The sequence below is a fragment of the Streptomyces thermospinosisporus genome, assembly GCF_039526425.1.
Lineage (GTDB): Bacteria > Actinomycetota > Actinomycetes > Streptomycetales > Streptomycetaceae > Streptomyces > Streptomyces thermocarboxydovorans.
The window spans coordinates 1-23,235 of the sequence record NZ_BAAAIZ010000004.1 but is presented as its reverse complement, the minus strand read 5'-3'; the positions used below and the strand labels follow the sequence as shown (position 1 = coordinate 23,235).

The 23,235-nt window shown below is 72.2% G+C and carries 23 protein-coding genes, 4 pseudogenes and 1 riboswitch; of the genes and pseudogenes, 16 read left to right on the top strand and 11 right to left on the bottom strand.

All coding sequences use genetic code 11. The features are described from left to right. Positions 1–2 precede the first annotated feature (2 nt). On the bottom strand, positions 3–362 hold the full coding sequence (locus ABD207_RS01625; protein WP_344009398.1) for a hypothetical protein: 360 nt from the start codon (positions 360–362) through the stop codon (positions 3–5). 10 nt (positions 363–372) lie between these two features. Beyond that, positions 373–1,128 carry a LytR/AlgR family response regulator transcription factor gene (locus tag ABD207_RS01620; protein WP_344005138.1) on the bottom strand — a complete coding sequence of 252 codons (756 nt, stop codon included), beginning with the start codon at positions 1,126–1,128 and terminating at the stop codon, positions 373–375. Between the two features lie 99 nt (positions 1,129–1,227). Here ABD207_RS01620 and ABD207_RS01615 point away from each other — a divergent pair, with 99 nt between their 5' ends. The 4 genes from ABD207_RS01615 to ABD207_RS01600 all read left to right on the top strand — a co-directional run bounded on the left by ABD207_RS01615 (position 1,228) and on the right by ABD207_RS01600 (position 6,536). Beyond that, positions 1,228–1,731: an Lrp/AsnC family transcriptional regulator gene (locus ABD207_RS01615; protein WP_344009396.1), complete on the top strand. Its 504-nt coding sequence runs from the start codon at positions 1,228–1,230 to the stop codon at positions 1,729–1,731. A 124-nt stretch (positions 1,732–1,855) separates the two neighbouring features. Next, positions 1,856–2,668, top strand: a complete 813-nt coding sequence (gene ddaH / locus ABD207_RS01610; RefSeq protein ID WP_344009394.1) for a dimethylargininase — start codon at positions 1,856–1,858, stop codon at positions 2,666–2,668. Beyond that, complete coding sequence (rocD, locus tag ABD207_RS01605) at positions 2,665–3,891, top strand: ornithine--oxo-acid transaminase (RefSeq protein ID WP_344009392.1); 1,227 nt, start codon at positions 2,665–2,667, stop codon at positions 3,889–3,891. The genes ddaH and rocD overlap by 4 nt, the downstream gene beginning before the upstream one ends. Positions 3,892–4,037: 146 nt before the next feature. Then, entirely contained in the window at positions 4,038–6,536 is a 2,499-nt protein-coding gene (locus tag ABD207_RS01600) for a SpoIIE family protein phosphatase (protein ID WP_344009390.1), read from the top strand. Positions 6,537–6,597: 61 nt separating this feature from the next. On the opposite strand, the gene ABD207_RS32070 is transcribed toward ABD207_RS01600, so the two are convergent. Further along, entirely contained in the window at positions 6,598–6,825 is a 228-nt protein-coding gene (locus ABD207_RS32070) for an integrase core domain-containing protein (protein ID WP_425580608.1), read from the bottom strand. Then, entirely contained in the window at positions 6,741–7,190 is a 450-nt protein-coding gene (locus ABD207_RS01590) for an RpiB/LacA/LacB family sugar-phosphate isomerase (RefSeq protein ID WP_344009388.1), read from the bottom strand. Before ABD207_RS01590 ends, ABD207_RS32070 begins: the two co-directional genes overlap by 85 nt. Positions 7,191–7,522: 332 nt before the next feature. On the opposite strand from ABD207_RS01590, the gene ABD207_RS01585 reads away from it, so the two are divergent. Next, entirely contained in the window at positions 7,523–8,248 is a 726-nt protein-coding gene (locus tag ABD207_RS01585; protein ID WP_344009386.1) for a lysophospholipid acyltransferase family protein, read from the top strand. An 85-nt stretch (positions 8,249–8,333) separates the two neighbouring features. Here the strand turns inward: ABD207_RS01585 and ABD207_RS01580 are convergent, their stop codons facing one another. The 4 genes and pseudogenes from ABD207_RS01580 to ABD207_RS01565 form a co-directional block, all read right to left on the bottom strand. Next, positions 8,334–9,941: an alpha/beta hydrolase gene (locus ABD207_RS01580; protein ID WP_344009384.1), complete on the bottom strand. Its 1,608-nt coding sequence runs from the start codon at positions 9,939–9,941 to the stop codon at positions 8,334–8,336. Positions 9,942–10,168: 227 nt separating this feature from the next. Beyond that, positions 10,169–10,276, bottom strand: a pseudogene (locus ABD207_RS32065) (urease accessory protein UreG); the annotation flags it as partial. Positions 10,277–10,361: 85 nt separating this feature from the next. Next, positions 10,362–10,938, bottom strand: a pseudogene (locus ABD207_RS01570) (urease accessory protein UreF); the annotation flags it as partial. 720 nt (positions 10,939–11,658) lie between these two features. Further along, the gene (locus tag ABD207_RS01565) at positions 11,659–11,961 is read right to left on the bottom strand and encodes a type II toxin-antitoxin system Phd/YefM family antitoxin (protein ID WP_344009382.1); all 303 of its coding nucleotides are present in this window, start codon (positions 11,959–11,961) and stop codon (positions 11,659–11,661) included. 84 nt (positions 11,962–12,045) lie between these two features. Here ABD207_RS01565 and ABD207_RS01560 point away from each other — a divergent pair, with 84 nt between their 5' ends. From ABD207_RS01560 to ABD207_RS01550, 3 genes are all read left to right on the top strand, one after another. Then, positions 12,046–12,675 carry an ATP-dependent Clp protease proteolytic subunit gene (locus ABD207_RS01560; RefSeq protein ID WP_344009380.1) on the top strand — a complete coding sequence of 210 codons (630 nt, stop codon included), beginning with the start codon at positions 12,046–12,048 and terminating at the stop codon, positions 12,673–12,675. A gap of 7 nt (positions 12,676–12,682) precedes the next feature. After that, positions 12,683–12,991: a hypothetical protein gene (locus ABD207_RS01555; RefSeq protein ID WP_344009379.1), complete on the top strand. Its 309-nt coding sequence runs from the start codon at positions 12,683–12,685 to the stop codon at positions 12,989–12,991. Positions 12,992–13,377: 386 nt separating this feature from the next. Continuing rightward, positions 13,378–13,559, top strand: a riboswitch (cyclic di-AMP (ydaO/yuaA leader). A gap of 3 nt (positions 13,560–13,562) precedes the next feature. After that, entirely contained in the window at positions 13,563–14,036 is a 474-nt protein-coding gene (locus tag ABD207_RS01550; RefSeq protein WP_344009377.1) for a C40 family peptidase, read from the top strand. 135 nt (positions 14,037–14,171) lie between these two features. Here ABD207_RS01550 and ABD207_RS01545 read toward each other — a convergent pair whose 3' ends face one another. After that, complete coding sequence (locus ABD207_RS01545) at positions 14,172–14,633, bottom strand: ATP-binding protein (RefSeq protein ID WP_344009375.1); 462 nt, start codon at positions 14,631–14,633, stop codon at positions 14,172–14,174. 211 nt (positions 14,634–14,844) lie between these two features. Here ABD207_RS01545 and ABD207_RS01540 point away from each other — a divergent pair, with 211 nt between their 5' ends. Together ABD207_RS01540 and ABD207_RS01535 are read left to right on the top strand one after the other, a co-directional pair. Then, positions 14,845–15,705, top strand: coding sequence for a helix-turn-helix domain-containing protein (locus ABD207_RS01540; RefSeq protein WP_344009373.1), 861 nt, complete (start codon positions 14,845–14,847; stop codon positions 15,703–15,705). Between the two features lie 9 nt (positions 15,706–15,714). Then, a complete protein-coding gene (locus ABD207_RS01535; protein ID WP_344009371.1) occupies positions 15,715–15,945 on the top strand; it encodes a DUF397 domain-containing protein in 231 nt (76 codons plus the stop codon). Between the two features lie 104 nt (positions 15,946–16,049). On the opposite strand, the gene ABD207_RS01530 is transcribed toward ABD207_RS01535, so the two are convergent. Further along, positions 16,050–17,177: an 8-amino-7-oxononanoate synthase gene (locus tag ABD207_RS01530; protein ID WP_344009369.1), complete on the bottom strand. Its 1,128-nt coding sequence runs from the start codon at positions 17,175–17,177 to the stop codon at positions 16,050–16,052. 146 nt (positions 17,178–17,323) lie between these two features. Here ABD207_RS01530 and bioB point away from each other — a divergent pair, with 146 nt between their 5' ends. From bioB to ABD207_RS01500, 6 genes and pseudogenes are all read left to right on the top strand, one after another. Next, the gene (gene bioB / locus ABD207_RS01525; protein WP_344009367.1) at positions 17,324–18,625 is read left to right on the top strand and encodes a biotin synthase BioB; all 1,302 of its coding nucleotides are present in this window, start codon (positions 17,324–17,326) and stop codon (positions 18,623–18,625) included. Then, complete coding sequence (locus ABD207_RS01520) at positions 18,618–19,898, top strand: adenosylmethionine--8-amino-7-oxononanoate transaminase (RefSeq protein WP_344009365.1); 1,281 nt, start codon at positions 18,618–18,620, stop codon at positions 19,896–19,898. The genes bioB and ABD207_RS01520 overlap by 8 nt, the downstream gene beginning before the upstream one ends. 6 nt (positions 19,899–19,904) lie before the next feature. Then, positions 19,905–20,630 carry a dethiobiotin synthase gene (gene bioD / locus ABD207_RS01515; protein ID WP_344009363.1) on the top strand — a complete coding sequence of 242 codons (726 nt, stop codon included), beginning with the start codon at positions 19,905–19,907 and terminating at the stop codon, positions 20,628–20,630. Positions 20,631–21,005: 375 nt separating this feature from the next. After that, positions 21,006–21,689, top strand: a complete 684-nt coding sequence (locus ABD207_RS01510; protein ID WP_344009361.1) for a class I SAM-dependent methyltransferase — start codon at positions 21,006–21,008, stop codon at positions 21,687–21,689. A gap of 141 nt (positions 21,690–21,830) precedes the next feature. Beyond that, a complete protein-coding gene (locus ABD207_RS01505) occupies positions 21,831–22,622 on the top strand; it encodes an ABC transporter ATP-binding protein (RefSeq protein ID WP_344009359.1) in 792 nt (263 codons plus the stop codon). Between the two features lie 4 nt (positions 22,623–22,626). Beyond that, positions 22,627–23,066, top strand: a pseudogene (locus ABD207_RS01500) (ABC transporter permease); the annotation flags it as partial. A 44-nt stretch (positions 23,067–23,110) separates the two neighbouring features. Here the strand turns inward: ABD207_RS01500 and ABD207_RS32060 are convergent. Continuing rightward, a pseudogene (locus tag ABD207_RS32060) lies at positions 23,111–23,155 on the bottom strand (hypothetical protein); the annotation flags it as partial. Between the last annotated feature and the right edge of the window lie 80 nt (positions 23,156–23,235).

Sequence of the window (23,235 nt, the reverse complement as noted above, 5' to 3'; positions counted from 1 at the left end):
TCTCAGCGGTCCTCGACGAGCCGCACGAAGTCGCGTTCGTTGCGTTCGGCGCGGCGGACGTACCAGCGGGCGAGCAGCACGAGCGGGGCGTACAGCCCGAAGCCGAGGACGGCCCATTCGAGGCGGCGGGCGTCGGGAGCGGCGGCGAAGACCAGCGGGAGCGGGCCGATGAGCAGGACCAGGACGGCGAACACGGTCAGTCCGGTGCGCAGCTGGATGCGGATGAGGGAGCGGACGTAGGTGTGACCTAGGGTGGTCTGCTCGTCGATCTCGGTACGGGGCCGGTAGTAGCCGGTGGTGCGCCGGGCCCGGCGGGGCGGGCCGGTGACCACCACGCGGTGTTCGGTCGGATCCTGGGGCATGGGGGTTTCCCTAGCTCGTCGTGCGGCGCATCAGCAGATCCCGCAGCTCACGCGCGTGCCGCCGGCTGACCTGCAGTTCCTCGGACCCGATCAGGACGCTCACCGAGCCCGCGTCCAGCCGCAGCTCGGCGATGTGCCGCAGGGCGACCAGATGGCGGCGGTGGATGCGGACGAAGCCGCGCGAGCGCCAGCGCTCCTCGAGCGTGGACAGGGGGATGCGCACCAGGTGGCTGCCCCGGTCGGTGTGCAGGCGGGCGTAGTCGCCCTGGGCCTCGACATGGGTGATGTCGTCCACCGGGACGAACCGGGTCACCCCGCCGAGTTCCACGGGGATGTGATCGGGGTCGGGTTCGCTGACCGGGATGCGCGGGGCGGCGCCGCGCTGGGCGGCGGCCCGGCGGACGGCCTCGGCCAGCCGCTCCTTGCGCACGGGCTTGAGGACGTAGTCGACGGCCTTGAGGTCGAAGGCGCGGACGGCGAAGTCCTCGTGGGCGGTGACGAACACGACGAGCGGCGGCCGGGCGAAGCCGGTGAGCAGGCGCGCGAGGTCCAGGCCGTCCAGGCCGGGCATCTGGATGTCGAGGAAGACCACGTCGATGGCGTCGGGGCCGTCGGGTCCCGACTCCAGGGCGCGGTTGATGCGGCGCAGCGCCTCGGTCGCGTCTCCGGCGCCCTCGGCGCTGCGGATGCGCGGGTCGGCGTTGAGCAGGTACAGCAGTTCCTCCAGTGAGGGACGTTCGTCGTCGACGGCCAGGGCGCGCAGCATGATGCGGAGTTTAGGGGCGGGGTCCGCCTCGGGTACATGCCCGGACGTGGGCGTTCTCGGCGGAGACGCATCCCGGCGGGCGCTGGATACAGTGCCCGCATGAACAGCAGGCCCGCCTCCTTCGACGAACTCGACCGGCAGATCGTCACCGCCCTGATGGCGAACGCCAGGACGTCCTTCGCCGAGATCGGCGCGGCGATCGGGCTGTCGTCGACGGCGGTCAAGCGCCGGGTGGACCGGCTGCGGGAGAGCGGGATCATCACCGGGTTCACCGCGACCGTGCGTCCCTCGGCTCTCGGCTGGCGCACCGAGGCCTATGTCGAGGTGTACTGCGAGGGCGCGGCGCCGCCGCGGCGGCTGGCGGAGGTGGTGCGCGGGTATCCGGAGATCGCCGCGGCGATGACGGTGACCGGCGGTGCGGACGCGCTGCTGCATGTGCGGGCGCGGGACGTGGAGCACTTCGAGGAGGTACTGGAGCGGATCCGGGCCGAGCCGTTCATCCGGAAGACGATCAGCGTGATGGTGCTGTCCCATCTGCTGCCGGATAGCCCGGAGGCCGGCGCCAGCCAGCTCGCCCCGGATGGCGCAACAGACGTGCGCTGAGCAGGGGCAATACGCAGTATTGCTGCATGAAGACGCAGCTCTTGTTCCTTGTCGCCCCACGGGGTCGCTTCCTAACGTGGAGTCATCCCTAGTCGACAGCGCGTGGAAGCGGAGGAACCCCTTCGTGCCTGGATCACGTGTGGCGTCCGCACGGCGATACCTCGTCTGCGAACCCAGATTCTTCGCCGTGCGGTACGCGATCAACCCCTGGATGCATCCCGACCGGCCCGTCGACACGGCGCTCGCGCAGCGGCAGTGGCGCACGCTGGTCGACACCTACCGGGCCCACGGGCATACCGTGGAGAGGGTGGAGCCGGTGCCCGGTCTCCCCGACATGGTGTTCGCCGCGAACGCGGCGGTCGTCGTGGAGGGCCGGGTGTTCGGTTCGCTGTTCCACGCGCCCGAGCGGCGCCCGGAGTCCGTGCCGTACCAGGCCTGGTTCAAGGACCATGGCTTCGACGTCCATCAGCCCGAGTCGGTGTGCGAGGGCGAGGGCGATCTGGTGCCGGCCGGCCGCTGGATCCTCGCGGGCACCGGATTCCGCACGACGCGGGAGGCGCATCGTGAGGCGCAGGAGTTCTTCGGGGTACCGGTGATCAGCCTGACGCTGGTGGATCCGTACTTCTACCACCTGGACACGGCGCTGTTCGTGCTGGACGGTGAGAACATCGCCTACTACCCGGAGGCGTTCTCGCCCGGCAGCCGCGAGGTGCTGAAGCGGCTGTACCCGGACGCGGTGATCGCCACCCGTGACGACGCGATGGCCTTCGGGCTGAACTCCGTCTCCGACGGACGCCATGTGTTCATCTCGCCGGGCGCGACGGCGCTCGCCGACCGGCTGGCCGACCGCGGCTATGTCCCCGTCCCCGTCGATCTGTCCGAGTTCCACAAGGCAGGCGGCGGCATCAAGTGCTGCACTCAGGAGATCCGCTCATGACCTCTGTCGCCCGTACCCGTTCGTCCGCCGAGCTGATCCGGGCGGAGGAACCGGTTCTCGCGCACAACTACCACCCGCTGCCCGTGGTCGTGGCCCGCGCGGAGGGCACCTGGGTGCAGGACGTGGAGGGCCGCCGCTACCTGGACATGCTGGCCGGCTACTCGGCGCTGAACTTCGGCCACCGGCATCCGGCGCTGATCGAGGCGGCGCACCGCCAGCTGGACCGGCTCACCCTCACCTCGCGCGCCTTCCACAACGACCGGCTCGCCGAGTTCGCGGAGCGGCTGGCCGCGCTGATCGGGCTGGACATGGTGCTGCCCATGAACACCGGCGCGGAGGCGGTGGAGAGCGCGGTGAAGGTGGCCCGCAAGTGGGCCTACGACGTCAGGGGCGTCCCGGCGGACCGGGCCACGATCGTGGTCGCGGCGGACAACTTCCACGGCCGCACCACGACCATCGTCAGCTTCTCCACGGACGAGGTCGCCCGCAGCGGCTTCGGCCCCTTCACGCCCGGCTTCCGGATCGTGCCGTACAACGACCTGGCGGCCATGGAGGCGGCGATCGACGACACCACCGCCGCGGTGCTGATCGAGCCGATCCAGGGCGAGGCGGGCGTGATCGTCCCGGACGACGGCTATCTGGCGGGCGTGCGGGAGCTGACCAGCCGGAAGGGCTGCCTGTTCATCGCCGACGAGATCCAGTCGGGGCTGGGCCGCACCGGCCGCACCCTGGCCGTGGAGCACGAGTCGGTGATGCCGGACGTGGTGCTGCTCGGCAAGGCGCTGGGCGGCGGGATCGTCCCGGTGTCGGCGGTGGTGGCCCGCCGCGAGGTGCTGCAGGTGCTGCACCCGGGTGAGCACGGGTCGACCTTCGGCGGCAATCCGCTCGCCGCGGCGGTCGGCTCGGCAGTGGTGGACCTGCTGGAGACGGGTGAGTTCCAGCGCCGGGCGGCGGAGCTGGGCGTGGTGCTGCGCGGGGGCCTTCAGTCCCTGGTCGGCAGGGGCGTCGTCGGCTTCCGCGCGCGCGGGCTGTGGGCCGGCGTGGACATCGACCCGGAGCTGGGAACGGGCCGTGACATCAGCGAGCGCCTGATGCGGGAGGGCATCCTCGTCAAGGACACCCACGGGTCCACGATCCGTCTGGCGCCGCCGCTGACCATCACGGCGGACGAGCTGCAGGGCGCCCTGCAGACGCTGGAGAAGGTGCTGGTCCAGGGGGCCTGACCGGCAGGACCCATGATCCGCTCGCTCCGCCCACGGCCGTTCCAGTCCCTGAGACCCGGTCCCGCCCGAGGCGCCCCGATTCCCGGCAAGGGTGAAGATTGGGGCATGAGGTGATAGACCACTCTCAGGCGACAGAGAGGTCGGCCGTGGGCGGACACAACGAGCAGGACGCGGCCCGGCAGGGGTTCGATGTGGCCGACGCCGCTCCCCTGCTGCTCGACCCGGCGGGCGTGGTGGCGAGCTGGACCGCACGGGCCGAGCGGCTGCTGGGGTACACGGCGTCGGAGGCCGTCGGCAGGAAGCTCGCCGAACTGCTGACCGACGAGGACGCCCTGCGAGTACCGGAGCTGGTCGAGCGGAGCCGTGCCGACGGCGGCTGGACCGGGCTGCTGAGGGCCCGGAACCGCGACGGGCGGACCGTGGAACTCACCGTGCGCGTCACACCGACGGTGGACCCGCGGCGCGATGCGTCCCTGCTGGTCCTGCTGTCGGAGCCGGGCGAGGACTCCGGCTGGGCGATGAGCCGCACGGTGCTGGAGCAGATGCTCTCCGGATCCCCGATCGGCATCGCGATCGTGGACACGGACCTGAGGTACGTGTGGTCGAACGCGGCCATGGAGCAGTTCGGCGGCGGCGCGGACCAGCGCCTCGGACTGCGGTTCGCCGAGATCCAGCCGGGCATGGACGCCGAGGCCGTCGAGGACCGGATGCGGCAGGTGCTGGCGACCGGCGAACCGGTGGTCGGCTACGAGCACGTCGGCCGGGTCCGCTCGGCGCCGCTGCGCGAGACGGCCCATATGATCTCGTTCAACCGTCTGGACGACGAGCAGGGCCGCCCGATGGGCGTGTACTACACGGTCGTCGACATCACCGAGCGGCACCGCGCCCGCCAGCGGCTCGCGCTGATGGACCGGGCCGGCGAACACATCGGCCGTTCCCTGGACATCATGCGCACCGCGCAGGAGCTGGCCGATGTCGCCGTGCCCGGGCTCGCGGACGTGGTCACCGTGGATCTGCTGGAGACCGTGCTGCGCGGCGCCGAACTGCCGCCCGGACCGCTGGCGGGGACCGGTACCGTGGCGCTGCGCCGGGCGGGCCAGAAGTCCTCGCAGGGCAAGCTGCCCGACTCCGTGGTGGAGATCGGCGAGGTGGCCGGCTACGGGGCCGGTTCGCCGCCGGTGCGCTGCCTGACCTCGGGCCGCTCCTGGCGGCAGGACGAGCTGACCCCGCTCGCCCTGGAGTGGGCGGTCGGCACGGCGGCCGACCGGGAGCACACCTTCCTGGAGCTGGGCCTGCAGAGCGTGCTGATCGTGCCGATCCGCGCCCGCGGGGTCACTCTGGGCGTCACCACGTTCTTCCGCCGCCTCCGCCAGATGCCCTTCGACGCGGACGACGTGCATCTGGCGGAGGAGCTGGTCTCGCGCGCCGCCCTCTGCGTGGACAACGCCCGCCGCTACACCCGGGAGCGGGACGCGGCGCTGGTGCTGCAGCGCAGCCTGCTGCCCCGGCGGATGCCCGAGCAGAACGCCGTCGAGGTGGCCGCCCACTACCGGCCGGCCGACGAGCTGACCAGGCTGGGCGGCGACTGGTACGACCTGATCCCGCTGTCCGGTGCCCGGGTCGCGCTGGTCGTCGGGGAGGTGCCCGGGCACGGCATCGACGCCGCGGCGGGGATGGGCCGTCTGCGGACGGCGGTGCGGACGCTGGCCGCGCTGGACCTGCCGCCCGAGGAGGTGCTGGCGCACCTCGACGACCTGGTGGCCCGCACCGCCCGCGACGAAGGCCCGCTCGACGGGGACGACGAGGGCGAGCGCCCCTTCGTGGAGCCCGTCGGCAGCGGCTGCGTCTACGTCGTCTACGACCCGGTCGACGGCCGGTGCGCCATGGCCGCCGCCGGGCATCCCGCGCCGGCCCTGGTGACGCCGGACGGCACGGTGAGGTTCGTGGAGCTTCCGCAGGGCCCGGCGCTCGGCGTGGGCGGGCCGCCGTTCGAGTCGGTGGAGATGACCCTGGAGGAGGGCACGACGCTCGCCCTGCACACCGACGGTCTGCTGGCCCATGGCGAGGAGGGGTCCCGGCCGGCCGCCGAGGCCTGCCTGCCCAAGCCGGCGGAGCAGCAGCGGCTGGAGCGGCTTCGTGCGGTGCTGACGGGGCGCTCCGCCACCCTGGACGAGCAGTGCCGGGCCGTGGTGGACACGCTGGCCCCTGCCCACCCCTACGACGACGTGGCGCTGCTGATGGCCCGCACCAAGCGGCTGGATCCGGGGCAGATCGCCGTCTGGGAGCTGCCCGGGGACCCGGAGATGGTGGCCGAGGCCCGCAGGACGGTCACCCGGCAGCTGGCCGAGTGGGGGCTGGAGGAGCTGGTCTTCACCGCGGAGCTGCTGGTGAGCGAGCTGGTCACCAACGCCATCCGGTACTCCCCCGGCCCGGTCCGCCTGCGGCTGATCCGCGAGCGTGCGCTGGTGTGCGAGGTCTTCGACGGCGGCGCCACCGCCCCGCATCTGCGCCATCCGCGCGCCATGGACGAGGGCGGCCGGGGCCTGCTCCTGGTGTCCCAGCTGGCCGAACGCTGGGGCACCCGCTTCGTGCCCGACGGCAAGATCATCTGGGCCGAGCTGACCCTCACGGGCGGGGCCGACTGAGGGCGGACGGCTTTCCGGGGCCGCCAGGGGGCACGCGGGGCAGACGGGACTTCGCCGTGCGCTAGGTGTGCTGTTCGGAGAGGTTGGTGACGCGGCTGGCTGGGGTGTGGCCGCTGATGCCGGTGTGGGGTCGGTGGTAGTTGTACCAGTCCAGCCAGGCGGGCAACGCTGCACGCGTGTCACCAACGTCCCGGGACAGCACACCTAGGCGCGTGAGGCGTCCATGCCGGCGACTCGGGCGACGTTCTGCCGGTCCTCGGGGTCGTCGCTGGGGGCGCCCGCGAACCAGGCGTCGAGGATCTCCTTCAGCAGCGGCTCGGAGGTCAGGCGCAGGCTCAGGGCCAGAACGTTGGCGTCGTTCCAGCGGCGGGCCCCGTCCGCCGTGTAGGCGTCGGTGCACAGGGCGGCCCGCACGCCGGGCACCTTGTTCGCGGCGATGGAGGCACCGGTGCCGGTCCAGCAGCACACCACCGCCTGGTCGGCCGTGCCGTTGGCGACCTCGCGGGCGGCGGCCTCGCTGCAGGCGGCCCACTGGGCGTCGTCCCCGGGGCTCAGTGCGCCGTGCGGGCGCACCTCGTGCCCTCGCTCGCGCAGCTCGGCGACGAGCGCCCGGGCCACGGGTTCGTCCATGTCGGAGGAGACGGAGATCCTCATGTCTGTGAGCCTACTCGGCCCTCCGGCCCGCCCGGAACCGGTGACCGGCGGCGCGGCGATCACCGTCATGATCCGGTCATGCCGCCGGCCGGGTGTTGCCCTGACGCGGTGATCGGAAGAGGCTGTCGCTGCGGTCCTCCCCAGCCGCACACGTCCCTGGCGGCGCAGGCGCTGACGGGCGTTCAGGCGCCGGGCCGCGGCCCCAAGGGCCGCTCCGGTCGGACGTGGTGCCGGGCCGCATGGCCCGGACCTAGACTGGCACCCCTACGACGTGCCGGTTGACCTGCTGGAACACGGCGGACGAGGGTCCGCCAGAGTCGAGGAGCGTGCCCTTGTTCTACTACCTGCTCAAATATGTGCTGCTGGGCCCGCTGCTGAGACTGGTGTTCCGGCCGCGAATAGAGGGCCTGGAGCATGTGCCGTCGACCGGGGCGGCCATCGTCGCGGGCAACCATCTGTCGTTCTCCGACCACTTCCTGATGCCCGCGGTGCTCAAACGGCGCATCACCTTTCTCGCCAAGGCCGAGTACTTCACCGGCCCCGGCCTCAAGGGGAGGCTGACCGCGTTCTTCTTCCACAGCGCGGGCCAGATCCCGGTGGACCGCTCCGGCAAGGAGGCCGGGCAGGCGGCGATCCGCGAGGGCCTCGGCGTCCTGTCCAAGGGCGAGCTGCTGGGCATCTACCCGGAGGGCACCCGGTCGCACGACGGCCGTCTCTACAAGGGCAAGGTCGGCGTCGCGGTGATGGCGCTCAAGGCCGGTGTCCCGGTGATCCCGTGCGCGATGATCGGCACCTTCGAGGCGCAGCCGCCCGGGAAGGTCATCCCGCGCATCCGCCCGGTGCGGATCCGCTTCGGCGAGCCTCTCGACTTCTCCCGCTACGCCGGGATGGAGAACGAGAAGGCGGTGCTGCGCGCCGTCACCGACGAGATCATGTACGCGATCCTCGCCCTGTCCGGGCAGGAGTACGTCGACAAGTACGCCGCCGTGGTCAAGGCCGAGGAGGCGGAGCGCAAGAGCGCGGGCGGGGAGAAGCGGCGGCTGCGCCGGGCCTCGTAGCGCTCGCGCGGCGGACACGACGAAGGGGCGGCCGGGAGTGTCCCGGCCGCCCCTCGTCATGCCAGTTGTGAGCTTGCTGGACCGGCTACGGCTTGGGCGTGGCGTGCGGTGCGCAGGTCACGTCGGAGCGGTCCAGCTCACCGCGGAGCAGATAGGCGTCCACGCGCTCGTTGACGCAGGCGTTGACGAGCCCCGTGACGCCGTGCGAGCCGGCGTCCTTCTCGGTGATGAGCCGGGAGCCCTTGAGCCGCTTGTGCAGCTCGACGGCGCCCCCGTACGGGGTGGCCGCGTCCCGCTCGGCCTGGACGATCAGCACCGGCGGCAGGCCCTTGCCGGTCCTCACGTCCACCGGGGTCCGCTGCTTGACCGGCCAGGTGGCGCACGGGAGGTTCATCCAGGTGTTGGCCCAGGTCATGAACGGGTGGTCGCGGTGCAGCCGGGTGCTGTCGCGGTCCCACTTCTTCCAGTTGGCGGGCCACTTGGCGTCGGTGCACTCCACGGCCGTGTAGACGGCGTTGCCGTTCTCCGCGGCGGCGTTGCCCGCGGTGTCGGACATGTCGGGGGCGGCGGCGTCGACGAGCGCCTGGGTGTCGCCGGCGACGTACTCGCTGAACACCTTCGCCACCGGCGCCCACGCGGAGTCGTAGTACGGGGCGCTGGAGAAGTAGGAGATGAGCTCGGCCGGTCCGACGACACCGCCGAGCGGCTTCTTCGCGGCGGTGGCGCGCAGCTTCAGCCACTGGGCCTGGACGGCCTCGCGCGTGGCGCCCAGGTGGAAGGTGGCGTCGTTCTTCGCCACCCAGTCCTGCCAGTCCTTCCAGCGGCCCTCGAAGGCGACGTTCTGGTCGAGGTTGGCCTGGTACCAGATCTTCTCGCGGGAGGGGTTGACCACGCTGTCGACGACCATGCGGCGGACGTGGCCCGGGAAGAGCGTGGCGTAGACGGCGCCGAGGTAGGTGCCGTAGGAGACGCCGAGGAAGTTGAGCTTCTTCTCGCCCAGGGCGGCGCGGATGACGTCGAGGTCGCGCGCGGTGTTCGGGGTGGTCATGTGGGGCAGCATGGCGCCGCTGCGCTCGTAGCAGCCCTCGGCGTATGCGCGGGCGAGCCGGCGCTGGTGGCGCTTGTCGGCCTCGGAGCGCGGCACCGGGTCCGGCTTGGGCGCCTTGACGAACTCCTGCGGGTCGGCACAGGAGATGGGTGCGGATCTGCCGACGCCGCGCGGGTCGAAGCCCACGAAGTCGTAGGCCTTGGCGGCGTTCGCCCAGACCGGGTTCTTGCTCGTCACGCGGGTCGGAAAGCGCAGTCCGGAGCCGCCGGGGCCGCCCGGGTTGTACAGCAGCGCGCCCTGACGCTCCCTCGTGCCGCCGGTGTTGGCGATGCGGTCGACGGCCAGCTTGATCTGCTTGCCGTGGGGCTTGGCGTAGTCGAGCGGCACCGTGACCCAGCCGCACTGGACGGGCTTGGGCAGGTTCCAGTCGGCGGGGCAGTCCTGCCAGTCGATGCCGGTCCTGGCGGCCTTGGCGGCGGCGAGGGCGACGCCCCTGGCCTCACGGTCCTTGCCACGGTGGCTGGTCGGGTCCGCCGTGGCGCTGGCGGTGGGCGCCGTGACGGCGCCGGCTATGAGCGTCGCGGTGACGAGCACTCCGGCCGAGCCGAGCGCGGTCGCCCGCCGCTTCGGTCTGGTGTCCCTCAAGTGGGGCCTCCCCGTTTCATCGTCGCGATGGGTACGGGGGATCCTCGCCGCTGCGAGGTGTCCGGCGACAGGGGCGGCCGCGCTTCTTTGCCAATCCGATAACCGGATAAGGGAGTTCGGTCAGGCGGACACCGGATTGAGCAGGTCCAGCGCCGCGTTCAGCCGGCGCCGCAGCAGCAGGGCGTCCGGGGCGAGGGCGGTGACAAGGACGGCCGGTCCGGCCAGCGGCCCACGGGCCCGCCGAGGCCGATCCGCAGGGGACGGCGGCTGCCGTCCGGGCGGCGGGCGTCGGCGCCGACGGCGGCCGGACCCGGGTGGGCGTGGTCGAGATGCATGGGAGACGGCTCCTGTCTCGCGGTGTGTGTCTTGTCGGTTCCGGGGAGCTCAAGGAGGTTCAGCGGGAAGTGAGGGCGAGGTCTCTTACGAGGCGAACAGCCGCACCGGACGGCCCGCGTGCAGTTCCGCCCCGATCTCCAGCAGGGGCGCGGAGCACGCGGGCAGGACGTCGACGCCCTCTTCGGCCGCCGTCCGGGCCGCTCGCACCGCCCGGTCCGCCACGTCGTCCAGGTCCGGGGCGAGCCGGGCCAGCACACCCGTGGCGTCGAACGGGTCGAGGCTCAGCAGCCGCACGGTCGCCGACGCCGCTCCGCTCACGCTCTCGTAGGCGGCGCAGCAGGCGGCGTCCCGCGCGTCCAGCCCCGCCGCCCGTGCCACGACGGGCGGCGTCCCGCGCGTCCAGCCCCGCCGCCCGTGCCACGACGCCGAGCACCACCGGCTGGTGCGCGCCCTTGGGGAACCGGCCCGCCAGTGCGTCGAGTTCGCCGCACGGCCAGGTCGCGCGCGCCGCCCGCAGCAGCTGCCGGCCCAGTTTCCGGGCGGCCGTGCGCAGTGCGGGCGACGGTGTGCGCGCATCGGCCGCGGCGTCCAGCGCCTTGGGATCGGCGCCGAGCGCGGCTGCCGCCGCCAGGGACGCCGCCACCAGACCGGATGTGGTGAGCCCCGAGGGGTCTGGGCACAGGGAGCGGCCTCGAGTGCCCGGCGGGATCAAGGCGCTGGCGCCGGGCGAAGAACGGCCCCAGGCCCGGCGGAGTCGGGGCACGCGGAACTGCCCGACGCCCCAGCGGGATCACGGCACGAGCCCAAGCGGGAACCGGCCGCGGGCGCCAACCGGGATCAGGGCGCTGGTGCCCAGCGGGAAACGGCCCGAGGAGCCCGCCGAGATCAGGACGCCGGCGCGGGCGAGGAACGGCCCCAGGAGCCGATGGGGTCTGGGCACGGGGGCGGTTCCGGTTGCCCCAGCGCGATCAAGGCGCTGGCGCCGCGCAAAGAACGGCACAGGCCCGGCGGAGTCGGGGCACGCAGAGCGGCCCCGGACGCCCCAGCGGATCAGCGCACGAGCGCCACGCGGGGAACGGTCACGGAGGCCAGCCGGGATCAGGGCGTTGATGCCGGGCGGAAACGGCCCAGGCGCTCGCCGGGATCAAGGCCCTGGTGCGGGGCGGGGACCCGCATCGGGTGCCCGGCGAGGAAGGGGCACGCGGAGCGACCCCGGGCGCCCGACAGCATCGGGGCACGGGTAGTTGGCGGGAGCGGCCCCGAGCGGGCGTCGGATCGGGGCTCGAGCGCCTGGCGAGGAACGGCAGCCGGAGCCCGGCGGAGTCGGGGCGCGGGGAGCCGCGGGTGCCTGGCAGGGTGCGGGCGCGGTGCCTGACCGGAGTCAGGAGGGGGCCGGCCCCCGGTGCTCGGCGGCGATGCCGAACCGGCGGCGTTCGCCCGCAGCGGACGCCGGGGAGATCTCCCGGACGGTCGACACGGCACTGATCACCGGCTCCTCGGCGGAGGCCGCCGGCTCCTGGAGCTGCTCGAGCTCCTCAAGTCGTCGCAGGTCATCGCCGGAGACGAGGGCGACGAGGGGCTTTCCGTGCCGGGTGACGACGACCCGCTCCCCGCCGTAGACCACGCGGTTGATCAGGTCGGCGAGCTCGGCCCTGGCCTGGGTCACCGGAATCTCGTAAGCCATGCCCCCATCATAACGTCACGTACATCCTGTACATTTTTTACAGAGAGACCGCAGCGACGCGTTCCGACCCGAGGAGGGGTACCCATGGACCGGCCGTACGCCCGTCACGTCCTGCCCGAGTTCACCGAACGCACGGCGACCGGGCAGCGGACGAGTGATCCCTACTCGAAGCTCATGGAGGAGCGGATCGTCTTCCTGGGGACCCCCGTCGACGAGACCTCCGCCAACGATGTGATGGCCCAGTTCATGTACCTGGAGCACCAGGCACCGGATCGGGACATCTCGCTGTACATCAACTCCCCCGGCGGCTCGTTCCACGCCATGTCGGCGATCTACGACACGCTGCAGTACGTGAACTGCGACGTGGAGACGATCTGCCTCGGGCAGGCGGAGGGTGCCGCGGCGCTGCTGCTGGCCGCCGGGACACCGGGCAAGCGGTACGTGCTGCCCGGGGCGCGCATGGTGCTGCGTCAGCCGGCGCTCACGGAACCGGTGGAGGGGCAGGCCAGCGATCTGGCCATCCAGGCCGAGGAACTGAACCGCATCCGGGCCCGCATGGAGGAGATCCTGGTCCGGCACACGGGACGCAGTGCGGAGCAGGTCCGCTCCGACACGGAGCGGGACACCGTGCTCGACGCGCAGGCGGCGGTGGACTACGGCCTCGCGGACCGCATCGTGCCCAGCCGCAAGGGCGCGCGTCCCGGCACGAGGTGAGCCGCCGATGCTGCCACCCGAACTTCCCCCGCTGCCCGCACTGACTCGCGCCGAGGCCGAGTTGATCGACCGTTACCTCGAAGTCGTCGATCTGCTCGGCCGGATCAACCCGGCACACGCGGGCGAGACCTACCGCGGACTGCGCGCCGCACAGGCCCTGGTGGGCAAGGCGGCCGCCCTGCGCGACGCCCTGGCGCTGATGCACCGGCGCGGCGAGACCGAGCTGCACTCCGCCACGCTGGCCCGCGCGCTGCGGGTGCTGGACGGCGAACGCCGCACCGCCCGCGTGACCTTGCCGCCGGTCTCCACGAGCTGACACCGGCTGACCGACCGCCGGGACCCCGACACCGGCGGAGCCGGCGTCCGCGGCGCCGACACCAGGCGTTCAACCGGAGTTGAAACGGACCAAACGGCGTACCCCCATCCGGCGTAGAAAAACCATGAGTTTGCGGGGTGCCGAAGTTGCGTCCGGGGGTGCGGGCGGAGGGCGGAACGGAATATTCCGCCGCTGGTCCGGGGCGCGTTGGCGCCCCGGACCGGACTCTGTCCGCACGTGTGTCCACCCGAACGGGTGAGTGGTGAGTAACAACACAAATCCCCGGTTCCGTTGGGAAATCGGGCGGGCCATGGGTCAAGATCCGTGACTGACGACAAGACCCCGCCGCAGCGGCGGGGCGATCCGGGCGGACGCCGAGTCCTGCCGCCGCCCGGATGCCCGGTCGACAGGAAGTGGATCGGCAGGAGTGGAGGACCCAAGCACGACGGGTCGCCGGAACCGCGAGGTTCCGAGCAGCCCTTGGGGTGAAGCCGCACATGTGCGGCCGGGCCACTTCGCCAGCCCGAATCCGACAGGTCATCCTTCACAGGCGGCTGACGAAGGGTTGCGCATGACTGCGCTCAATCGTGTCCCGTCTCTGATGGCCCGGGCCGGTACGGCCTCGGCCCTCACTCTCGCCGCCGTGGGCGGCACCATCGTGATCCCCGGCGCCGCCTCGGAGGCGGCCGCCGCAAGCCTGGGCACCAAGGCCCTGAAGGTCGCGGCCTCCAAGAAGGGCTCGCCCTACCAGTGGGGAGCCGCCGGGCCTTACCGATTCGACTGCTCCGGGCTCACCCTGTACTCGTTCAGGAAGGCCGGCAAGAAGCTGCCGCGCACCGCGGCCCAGCAGTACAACAGGACGCGCCACATCTCCGCCTCCAAGCGCAGGGCGGGAGACCTGGTGTTCTTCCACTCGGGCCGCAGCATTTACCACGTCGGCATATACGCGGGCAAGGGCAAGATCTGGCACGCCCCCAGGACCGGGGACGTCGTGCGACTGCAGAAGATCTGGACCAGCAGCGTCTATTACGGCCGGGTCAAGTAATCACGAGGGCGGCGGGGCGGGAACGCGTCGCCGCCCCGCCTTTCCCCTTCTCCGCGGTCTCCGGCTCCATGCTCTCCGCGGAGTTCTCCCGACAGTCCGCGTGGCCGCGGGCTTCACCGGCTCCGGCTGCCCCCTTCAAAGCTCGGGCTGACCGGTCGTGGCGACCGGCTCCGCGGGGGCGGCGGTCCACGGCAGTTCCACCAGGACGGTCTTGCCGCCCTCCCTGGTGCGGCGGACCCGCAGCCGGCCGCCGCACTCCGCGGTCAGCCAGCGGATGATGACCAGGCCGCGGCCGTTGTCCTGCTGGACCGCCGCCGGCAGCCGCTTGGGCAGCCGGGGGTGACTGTCGGTCACCCCGATGCACAGCCGCTCGTCCCGGTCGAGGACCAGTCGCACCGTGAACGTGGGCGACTGCCCGAACGTGTGCTGCACGGCGTTGGTGGCCAGTTCGGAGACGATCAGCCGTACCGTGTCCGACACTTCCGTGTCCTCGGGCATGCCCCATTCCGCCAGCGTGCCCACCACGTGGGTGCGGGCCGCGGCGACCGAGGCTGGATCGCTCGGCAGAGTGACGGATGCTTCCAGATGGTCTGCCATGGCGACGTCGTCCCTTTCCACGGGACCGCAGTCCGACACGGAGCGGATGGTTCGAGTACGGTCCCGCACTGGTGCTTCGTCGCCAGAGTGCCATCACCGCACGGCGCAGGGCAGCGATCCACCGGGATATGCATATATCTGTCGCTCAAAGCGGTGAACTCTACGACGGGAGACCGTATTTGGGCGGCCTCGAGGGAGTAAGGGGAGACCCATGCAGCACGGTCCCGCGGTGCGCCGCCGCAAGCTGGGCGCCGAACTGCGCGCGCTGCGTACCTCGGCGGGGCTCACCAGTGGCGAGGCGGCCCGGCTGGTGGGCTGGCACCAGTCGAAGGTGAGCCGGATCGAGACCGGAACGAGCGGGGTGAAACCGGCCGACGTACGGTTACTGCTCGACACCTACGGTGTGTCCGATCCGCAGCTGCGCCGGCTGCTGCTGGTGCTGGCCGGCTCCGGCGACGGCGGGGGCCGGCATCACTGGTGGCAGGCGTACCGGGGCGTACTGCCGCCGACCTACCGGGACTTCATCAGCCTGGAGTCACAGGCGAGCGCCATGCGCACCCTGGAGACCACCGTGGTCCCCGGTCTGCTGCAGACGCCGGAGTACGCGCGGGCGGTGACCGCGGCCGCCCTGGAAGGGGCCTCGGAGGAACGGCTGGACGCGCTGGTGGATGTGCGGCTGGCACGGCAGGACGTGCTGCGGGCCGATCCCCCGCTGGAGCTGAGCGCGGTGCTGGACGAGGCGGTGCTGCGCCGGGAGGTGGGCGGCCCGGGTGTGATGGCCCGTCAGCGTCAACGACTGGTCGAGGCGGCCCGGTTGCCCCATGTCAGGCTGCAGGTGCTGCCGTTCTCGGCCGGGGCGCACATCGGCGTCACGGGCCCTTTCGTCATCTTTTCGTTTTCGCGCACTTCCGATCTGGACGTGGTTGTTCTCGACCACTTGACGAGTAGCCTCTATCTGGAGCGGAAAGAAGACCTCAGGGCGTACACGGAGGCCTTCAACGCCCTTTCCATCCACGCCCTTTCGCCCGAGGACTCGTTGGATCTCATCGCCGGGACAGCCGCCGGCGTGTAAGGAGGCATGATGCCTGCACCGCCTCGGACCATTTCCTCCCTCTCCAGCACCGAACTGCACGGCGTGCGGTGGCTGCGCAGCAGCTACAGCACGGGCGCGAACAACTGCGTCGAGACGGCCGCACCGGTCACCGGCCGCGCGGACGGACTGCTCGCCGTGCGCGACTCCAAGGATCCGGCCGGACCCGCACTGCTCTTCTCCCGCGGGAGCTGGGCGCGGTTCCTGTCCGCGATCAGCTGACCCGCCGCTCCTCTGGGACCAGCTGAACCGCTGAACTCCCGCGACCTGGTGGCCGACGCCACCGGTCCCCCGCATCGGACGACGCACGGCCGTGCCACGCCGACTCACGGTCGCGTCTCGCCGATCACCTGTACAGCGCGATCGATCTCCGCCCCGGAGAGGTCGGCGCGGGCGGTCAGTCTGAGCCGTGAGATGCCGTCGGGCACGGAAGGAGGACGGAAACAGCCCACGGACAGACCGGCCGCCCGGCAGTCGGCCGCCCACCGTACGGCCTGCTCCGGGGACGGGGCGCGCACCGAGACCACCGCGGCGTCCGGGCGCACCGTCTCGAGCCCCAGCGCCGTCAGCCGGGTGTGCAGCTCCCGCGCCACGGCGCCCGCCCGCGCCGCCCGTTCCGGCTCGCGGCGCAGCAGCCGGAGGGCCGCCAGGGCCGCGCCCGCGGCCGCGGGGGCGAGCCCCGTGTCGAAGATGAACGTCCGGGCCGCGTTGACCAGATGCTCCACCGCCCGGGCCGGGCCCAGCACGGCTCCGCCCTGGCTGCCCAGCGACTTGGACAGCGTCACGGTCACCACCACGTCGTCCGCGCCGGCCAGGCCCGCCGCGTGCGGGGCGCCGCGCCCGCCCTCGCCCAGTACGCCCAGACCGTGGGCGTCGTCGACCACCAGGCCCGCACCGTACTCCCGGCAGGCGGCGGCGAGGCCGGCGAGCGGTGCCGCGTCGCCGTCCACCGAGAACACCGTGTCCGACACCGCGATGGCCGGCCCGTCGTGCCCGGACAAAGCCTTGCCCACCGCGTCGGGGTCTGCGTGCGCCGCGATCTGGGTGGTGCCCCGGGCCAGCCGGCAGCCGTCGATCAGGGAGGCGTGGTTGCCCGCGTCGGAGACGATCAGCGAACCGTGCGGGGCCAGCGCGGTGACGGCGGCCAGGTTGGCCGCGTACCCGGAGGAGAAGACCAGGGCCGCCTCGAAGCCGCAGAAGTCAGCCAGCTCGCGCTCCAGCTCGGCGTGCAGCTCGGTGCTGCCGGTGACCAGCCGGGACCCCGTGGCGCCCCCGCCCCAGGTCCGCGCGGCCCGCGCGGCACCCTCGACGACCTCCGGGTGCCGGGCCAGACCCAGGTAGTCGTTGCTCGCCAGGTCGAGCAGCGGCGTGTCGGCGGCGCGCGGCCGCAGCGTCCGTACGAGTCCGGCGCGGCGGCGCAGCCGCGCCTGCTCGTCGATCCAGCCGAACGCCATGGCTCCTCCGGGCTTTTGTAGGCAGTGCACAGACATTAGCGGCAGGCCGGGCGGGGCACGGTGTGGCAATACCCACACCGCCATCCGGCTCTGTTGTACGAACTCTCCTTGGCCTCGGACGGTCCGGTAGGACAGGATCGGCTCTCATGGACCTGCTGAACACGCTGGTGGACAAGGGGCTTCGGCGCGAGACGCCGACCCGCGAGGAAGCGCTGGCCGTCCTGAGGACGACCGACGACGAGCTGCTCGACGTGGTGGCCGCGGCCGGAAAGGTGCGCCGGCACTGGTTCGGGCGACGGGTGAAGCTCAACTATCTCGTCAACCTCAAGTCCGGCCTGTGCCCCGAGGACTGCTCCTACTGTTCCCAGCGGCTCGGCTCGAAGGCCGGCATCCTGAAGTACACCTGGCTCAAGCCGGACGAGGCGTCGAAGGTCGCCGCCGCGGGCCTCGCGGGCGGGGCCAAGCGGGTGTGCCTGGTGGCCTCCGGGCGCGGCCCCACCGACCGGGACGTCGAGCGGGTGTCCGACACCATCAAGGCGATCAAGGAGCAGAACGAGGGCGTCGAGGTGTGCGCCTGCCTCGGTCTGCTCTCCGACGGCCAGGCGGAGCGGCTGCGCGAGGCGGGGGCGGACGCGTACAACCACAACCTCAACACGTCCGAGGCGACGTACGGGGACATCACGACCACGCACACGTACGCGGACCGGGTGGACACCGTGCAGAAGGCGCATGCGGCGGGGCTCTCGGCCTGCTCCGGGCTGATCGCCGGCATGGGCGAGAGCGACGAGGACCTGGTGGACGTGGTCTTCTCGCTGCGGGAGCTCGACCCCGACTCGGTGCCGGTGAACTTCCTCATCCCGTTCGAGGGGACGCCGCTGGCCAAGGAGTGGAACCTGACGCCGCAGCGGTGCCTGCGGATCCTGGCGATGGTGCGGTTCGTGTGCCCCGATGTGGAGGTGCGGATCGCGGGCGGGCGTGAGGTGCATCTGCGGACGATGCAGCCGCTGGCGCTGCACCTGGCCAACTCGATCTTCCTCGGGGACTACCTGACCAGTGAGGGGCAGGCGGGGAAGGCGGACCTGGAGATGATCGCGGATGCCGGGTTCGAGGTGGAGGGTGCGGATGAGGTGACGTTGCCTGAGCATCGGGCCCAGCGCTCCGGGGGAGCGTGCGGGGCGGGTGCGGGTGGTGATGTGTGCGGCTCGCACGCGGGTGGCGGTGATGCCTGCGGGTCGCATGCGGGTGATGGTGGCGTGTGCGGCGCGGATTCGAATGACGGTGACGTGTGCGGGGCTCATGCGGGTGGCGGTGACGCTCGCGGGGCGCATGCGGGGGGTGCGTGCGGGTCGCATGAGGAAGGTGCGGCGGCGCCGGTCTCCGGGCCGCGGCCCGATCTGGTCGCGGTGCGGCGCCGGGGTGCCGGGACGGATCTCGCGCCCAATGCCTGAGCTGTCCCTCTCCGAGGTTCTGGAACTCGACCGGCGGCATGTGTGGCATCCGTACGGGCCGATGCCGGGTCAGCGGGAGCCGCTGGTCGTGGAGTCGGCCGGCGGGGTGCGGCTGAAGCTCGCCGACGGCTCGGGCGAGCTGGTCGACGGGATGTCGTCCTGGTGGTCGGCGATCCACGGCTACAACCACCCCGTGCTGAACGAGGCGGCCCGTGAGCAGCTGGCGCGGATGAGCCATGTGATGTTCGGCGGGCTCACGCACGAGCCCGCCGTGCGGCTGGCGAAGCTGCTTGCCGACATGTCGCCCAAGGGGCTGGAGCATGTGTTCCTGGCCGACTCCGGGTCGGTGTCGGTCGAGGTCGCGATCAAGATGTGCCTGCAGTACTGGCGTTCGCTCGGCCGGCCCGAGAAGCGGCGGCTGCTGACCTGGCGGGGCGGCTATCACGGGGACACCTGGCACCCGATGTCGGTCTGCGACCCCGAGGGCGGGATGCACGAGCTGTGGGCCGGTGCCCTGCCCCGGCAGGTGTTCGCGGACGCGCCGCCCGCCGGGTACGAGGAGGCGTACGCCGGGCATCTGCGGGAGATGGTCGAGCGGCACGCCGGGGAGCTGGCCGCGGTGATCGTGGAGCCGGTCGTACAGGGTGCGGGGGGCATGCGGTTCCACTCCCCCGCGTATCTGCGGGTGCTGCGCGAGGTGTGCGACGCGCACGACGTGCTGCTGGTGTTCGACGAGATCGCCACCGGGTTCGGGCGCACGGGTGCGCTGTTCGCCGCTGAGCATGCGGCCGTGGCGCCGGATGTGATGTGCGTGGGCAAGGCGCTGACCGGTGGTTACATGACCATGGCGGCGACGCTGTGCACGGAGCGGGTGGCCGAGGGGATCTCGCGCGGCGAGGTGCCGGTGCTGGCGCACGGGCCGACGTTCATGGGCAATCCCCTGGCGGCGGCGGTGGCGTGTGCGTCGATCGAGCTGCTGCTGGGGCAGGACTGGGCCGCGGAGGTCAAGCGGATCGAGGCGGGGCTGCGGGACGGGCTCGCCGAGGCGGCGGGGCTGCCGGGCGTGCGGGACGTGCGGGTGCTCGGGGCGATCGGGGTCGTGCAGCTCGATCACGAGGTGGACGTGGCGGCGGCGACGCGGGCCGCGGTGGCCGAGGGGGTGTGGCTGCGGCCGTTCCGGGATCTGATCTACACGATGCCGCCGTATGTCACGGCTGACGATGATGTCGCCCGGATCGCACGTGCGGTGTGCGCCGCGGCGAGGGTGGGGTGACGTGACGTGCCGGTACTGGTGATCACGGGGACCGGGACCGAGGTCGGCAAGACGGTCGTCACGGCGGCGGTCGCTGCGACGGCCGTGGCTGCGGCCGGGCGGTCGGTGGCGGTGCTGAAGGCGGCGCAGACGGGGGTGGGGCCGGGCGAGGCCGGGGACGCGGAGGAGGTCGCGCGGCTGGCGGGGGGCGGTGTCCGGGCCGGGGAACTGGCGCGGTACCCGGAGCCGCTGGCGCCGGCGACGGCGGCGCGGCGGGCCGGGCGGGTGCCGGTGCATCCGGAGGATGTGGCGGAGCGGGCGGCGAAGCTGGCGGCGGAGTTCGATCTGGTGCTGGTGGAGGGTGCGGGTGGGCTGCTGGTGCGGTTCGATGCGGCGGGGGGCACGCTTGCGGATGCGGCGGAGTTGCTCGGGGCGCCGGTGCTGGTGGTGACGTCGGCGGGGCTGGGGACGCTCAACGTGAGCGAACTGACGGTACGTGAGCTGCAGCGGCGCGGGCTGGAGGTGCCGGGGTTGGTGGTCGGCAGCTGGCCCACGTCCCCGGATCTCGCCGCCCGCTGCAACCTCCTGGACCTCCCCGACGTGACCGGCGTCCCCCTGCTGGGCGCGGTACCCGAGGCCGCGGCATCCCTCCGCCCGGAGACGTTCCGGACCCGGTCCCCGGAGTGGCTGGCCCCCCAGCTCGACGGCACCTGGGACGCGGAGGCATTCCGTACGCGTGCGGCTGCGGGCTAGGTGGGGGTGCGCGTCTGATGCCTGCGGGGCAACTGCCCCTCCGGTGGGGGTGCGCGTAGCGCCCAACGGTGGGTGGGTGAGTCGGGGCCGGGGCGGTGGTATCCGCGTGCGGCCACGTCACTGCGGGCATTCGTGCCGCTGGGGCGATGGGGTGCCCAGCTCGAGCGCAGCCGAGAGTGGGGGAGGCACCCCTTCAGCGGGGCCAGCGCACCCCACCCCCCGGCCAGCAACGGCACCGGGGTGCCCTACCAGCAAAGGCCGCCGTCGCCGCAGCACCCCAAACCGAATGACACGCAACTAGATGCGCACCGAGGGCGCATCTCGCGCCCCGCGCGGGGGAGAATCGCGGTAGGGCCCGTTCCCGGGGAGGTACCGATGCCATTGCGGTCAGCTGGATCCACCAAGGCCCCGCGGGATGCCGTGCACCATCCCCTGTTCGCCCGTTACTACGCCCGCGCCAGCGTCGCCGCCGAGACCCGCATGCACATGGCCGACGTCCGCCGGCGCCTCCTGACCGGCCTCTCCGGCAGAGTCATCGAGATCGGCGCCGGCAACGGCCTGAACTTCGCCCACTACCCCGGCACCGTCTCCGAGGTCGTCGCCATCGAACCGGAGCGCCACCTGCGCAAGCTGGCCGTCGACGCCGCCCTGCGCGCCCAGATGCCCGTGGACGTCGCCCCCGGCGCCGCCGAGGCGCTGCCGGTGAAGAGCGAGGCGTTCGACGCGGCCGTGGTGTCCCTGGTGCTGTGCAGCGTGCGGGACGTTCCGCGGGCGCTGTCGGAGATCCGGCGCGTGCTGCGGCCGGGCGGCGAGCTGCGCTTCTTCGAGCACGGCGCCGGCGGCGGCAAAGTCATGCGGTTCACCCAGCGCGCGATGGACGCGACGGTCTGGCCGCCTCTGGCCGGCGGCTGCCACCTGGCCAGGGACCCCGTGGGCTCGCTGCGCGCGGCGGGGTTCGAACTGGGGCCGTACCGGCGGATGATGATGCCCGAGAACGGGCCGGCGCTGCCTCAGTCGTTCTGTGTGATCGGCACGGCGTGGCGGCCGGTGTCGGACTGAGGGGTAGGTGGCCCTTACACCGGCTGTCCGGGGACCTTCCTGGGGTGGAGGCGGTGCTGCACTCACGGGGGATATCGGCTGCGGGGCGGGGCACTTACCCTCGGGCGCGACAGCTGACGTCCTCTCCTCAAGGAGGCGGCCTTGTCCACACCTGCTGCGGAGCATGAGCCCTCGGCCGACGGGATCGCGGCCCGGGCCCGCGGTCTGACCAAGGCGTACGGCTCGGGTGAGACGACCGTGCTGGCCCTGGACTCGGTGGACGTGGACATCGCGCGCGGGCGGTTCACCGCGGTGATGGGTCCCTCGGGGTCGGGGAAGTCGACGCTGATGCACTGTCTGGCGGGGCTCGACACCGTCTCGGCCGGTCAGGTGTGGCTCGCCGACACCGAGATCACCGGGCTGAAGGACCGTGAGCTGACCCGGCTGCGCCGGGACCGGGTCGGGTTCATGTTCCAGTCGTTCAACCTCATTCCGACACTGAACGCGCTCGAGAACATCACGCTGCCCATGGACATCGCGGGCAAGAAGCCCGATCAGGCGTGGCTGGACCGGGTGATCGACACGCTGGGTCTGCGGGACCGGTCGAAGCACCGGCCGGCGCAGCTGTCCGGTGGGCAGCAGCAGCGGGTGGCCTGCGCACGGGCGCTGGCCTCGCGGCCGGAGCTGATCTTCGCGGACGAACCGACAGGGAATCTGGACTCGCGGGCCGGTCTGGAGGTGCTCGGCTTTCTGCGGGAGGCGGTGGACGGGCTGGGTCAGACCGTCGTGATGGTCACGCATGATCCGGGGGCCGCCGCGCACAGCGATCTGGTGCTGTTCCTGGCGGACGGGCGGATCGTCGACGAGATGCAGCGGCCCACCGCGGAGGCCGTGCTGGAGCGGATGAAGCGCTTCGATGTGATCCGGCTCCAGTCGGACGCCGAGAGGGACTGACGCGGTGCTGAAGGCGACGCTCAGGAGCTTCCTCGCCCACAAGGGGCGGCTGGTGCTGTCGGCGCTGGCCGTGCTGCTGTCGGTGGCGTTCGTCGCGGGCAGCCTGATCTTCTCGGACACGGTCTCGCGCACCTTCGACCGGCTGTTCGCCTCCACCTCCGCCGATGTGACGGTCCTGCCGAAGGAGGATCTGGAGTCGTCGGTGCCCACGGGGGCGGTGCAGACCCTGCCGGCCTCGGTCGCGGAGCGGCTGACGGGGGTCGAGGGCGTCCAGGCGGCTCATATCCGGATGTCGAGGCGGGGAACATCACGGTCACCGGCAAGGACAACGAGCCGGTGAAGCCGATAGGGGGTGCGCCGACCCTCGCCGTCGACTGGTACGCCGACGAGCGCAGCGTCGTGAAGCTGACCTCGGGCCGGGCGCCGCGCGGGCCGGGGTCGGCAGGCAGCTTCGACCACGTCACGCCGGTCCGCGCCTTGTACAGCAGCCCTTCGACGACCTTCCGCGGGTCGCCCTTGCGCAGCTTCGGCATCAGGTCGGCGATGGCCTCCCAGTGAGCAGTGTGCATCGTGAAAACTGCACGTCAGGTGGGCTGGTGTGCACGGGGTTCGG

Excerpts from the sequence above, each read along its gene's own strand:
- ABD207_RS01625 (WP_344009398.1), bottom strand. The coding sequence starts at position 362 with ATGCCCCAGGATCCGACCGAACACCGCGTGGTGGTCACCGGCCCGCCC.
- ABD207_RS01620 (WP_344005138.1), bottom strand. The coding sequence starts at position 1,128 with ATGCTGCGCGCCCTGGCCGTCGACGACGAACGTCCCTCACTGGAGGAA.
- ABD207_RS01615 (WP_344009396.1), top strand. The coding sequence starts at position 1,228 with ATGAACAGCAGGCCCGCCTCCTTCGACGAACTCGACCGGCAGATCGTC.
- rocD (WP_344009392.1), top strand. The coding sequence starts at position 2,665 with ATGACCTCTGTCGCCCGTACCCGTTCGTCCGCCGAGCTGATCCGGGCG.
- ABD207_RS01590 (WP_344009388.1), bottom strand. The coding sequence starts at position 7,190 with ATGAGGATCTCCGTCTCCTCCGACATGGACGAACCCGTGGCCCGGGCG.
- ABD207_RS01565 (WP_344009382.1), bottom strand. The coding sequence starts at position 11,961 with ATGGCTTACGAGATTCCGGTGACCCAGGCCAGGGCCGAGCTCGCCGAC.
- ABD207_RS01560 (WP_344009380.1), top strand. The coding sequence starts at position 12,046 with ATGGACCGGCCGTACGCCCGTCACGTCCTGCCCGAGTTCACCGAACGC.
- ABD207_RS01555 (WP_344009379.1), top strand. The coding sequence starts at position 12,683 with ATGCTGCCACCCGAACTTCCCCCGCTGCCCGCACTGACTCGCGCCGAG.
- ABD207_RS01550 (WP_344009377.1), top strand. The coding sequence starts at position 13,563 with ATGACTGCGCTCAATCGTGTCCCGTCTCTGATGGCCCGGGCCGGTACG.
- ABD207_RS01545 (WP_344009375.1), bottom strand. The coding sequence starts at position 14,633 with ATGGCAGACCATCTGGAAGCATCCGTCACTCTGCCGAGCGATCCAGCC.
- ABD207_RS01540 (WP_344009373.1), top strand. The coding sequence starts at position 14,845 with ATGCAGCACGGTCCCGCGGTGCGCCGCCGCAAGCTGGGCGCCGAACTG.
- ABD207_RS01535 (WP_344009371.1), top strand. The coding sequence starts at position 15,715 with ATGCCTGCACCGCCTCGGACCATTTCCTCCCTCTCCAGCACCGAACTG.
- ABD207_RS01530 (WP_344009369.1), bottom strand. The coding sequence starts at position 17,177 with ATGGCGTTCGGCTGGATCGACGAGCAGGCGCGGCTGCGCCGCCGCGCC.
- bioB (WP_344009367.1), top strand. The coding sequence starts at position 17,324 with ATGGACCTGCTGAACACGCTGGTGGACAAGGGGCTTCGGCGCGAGACG.
- ABD207_RS01520 (WP_344009365.1), top strand. The coding sequence starts at position 18,618 with ATGCCTGAGCTGTCCCTCTCCGAGGTTCTGGAACTCGACCGGCGGCAT.
- ABD207_RS01510 (WP_344009361.1), top strand. The coding sequence starts at position 21,006 with ATGCCATTGCGGTCAGCTGGATCCACCAAGGCCCCGCGGGATGCCGTG.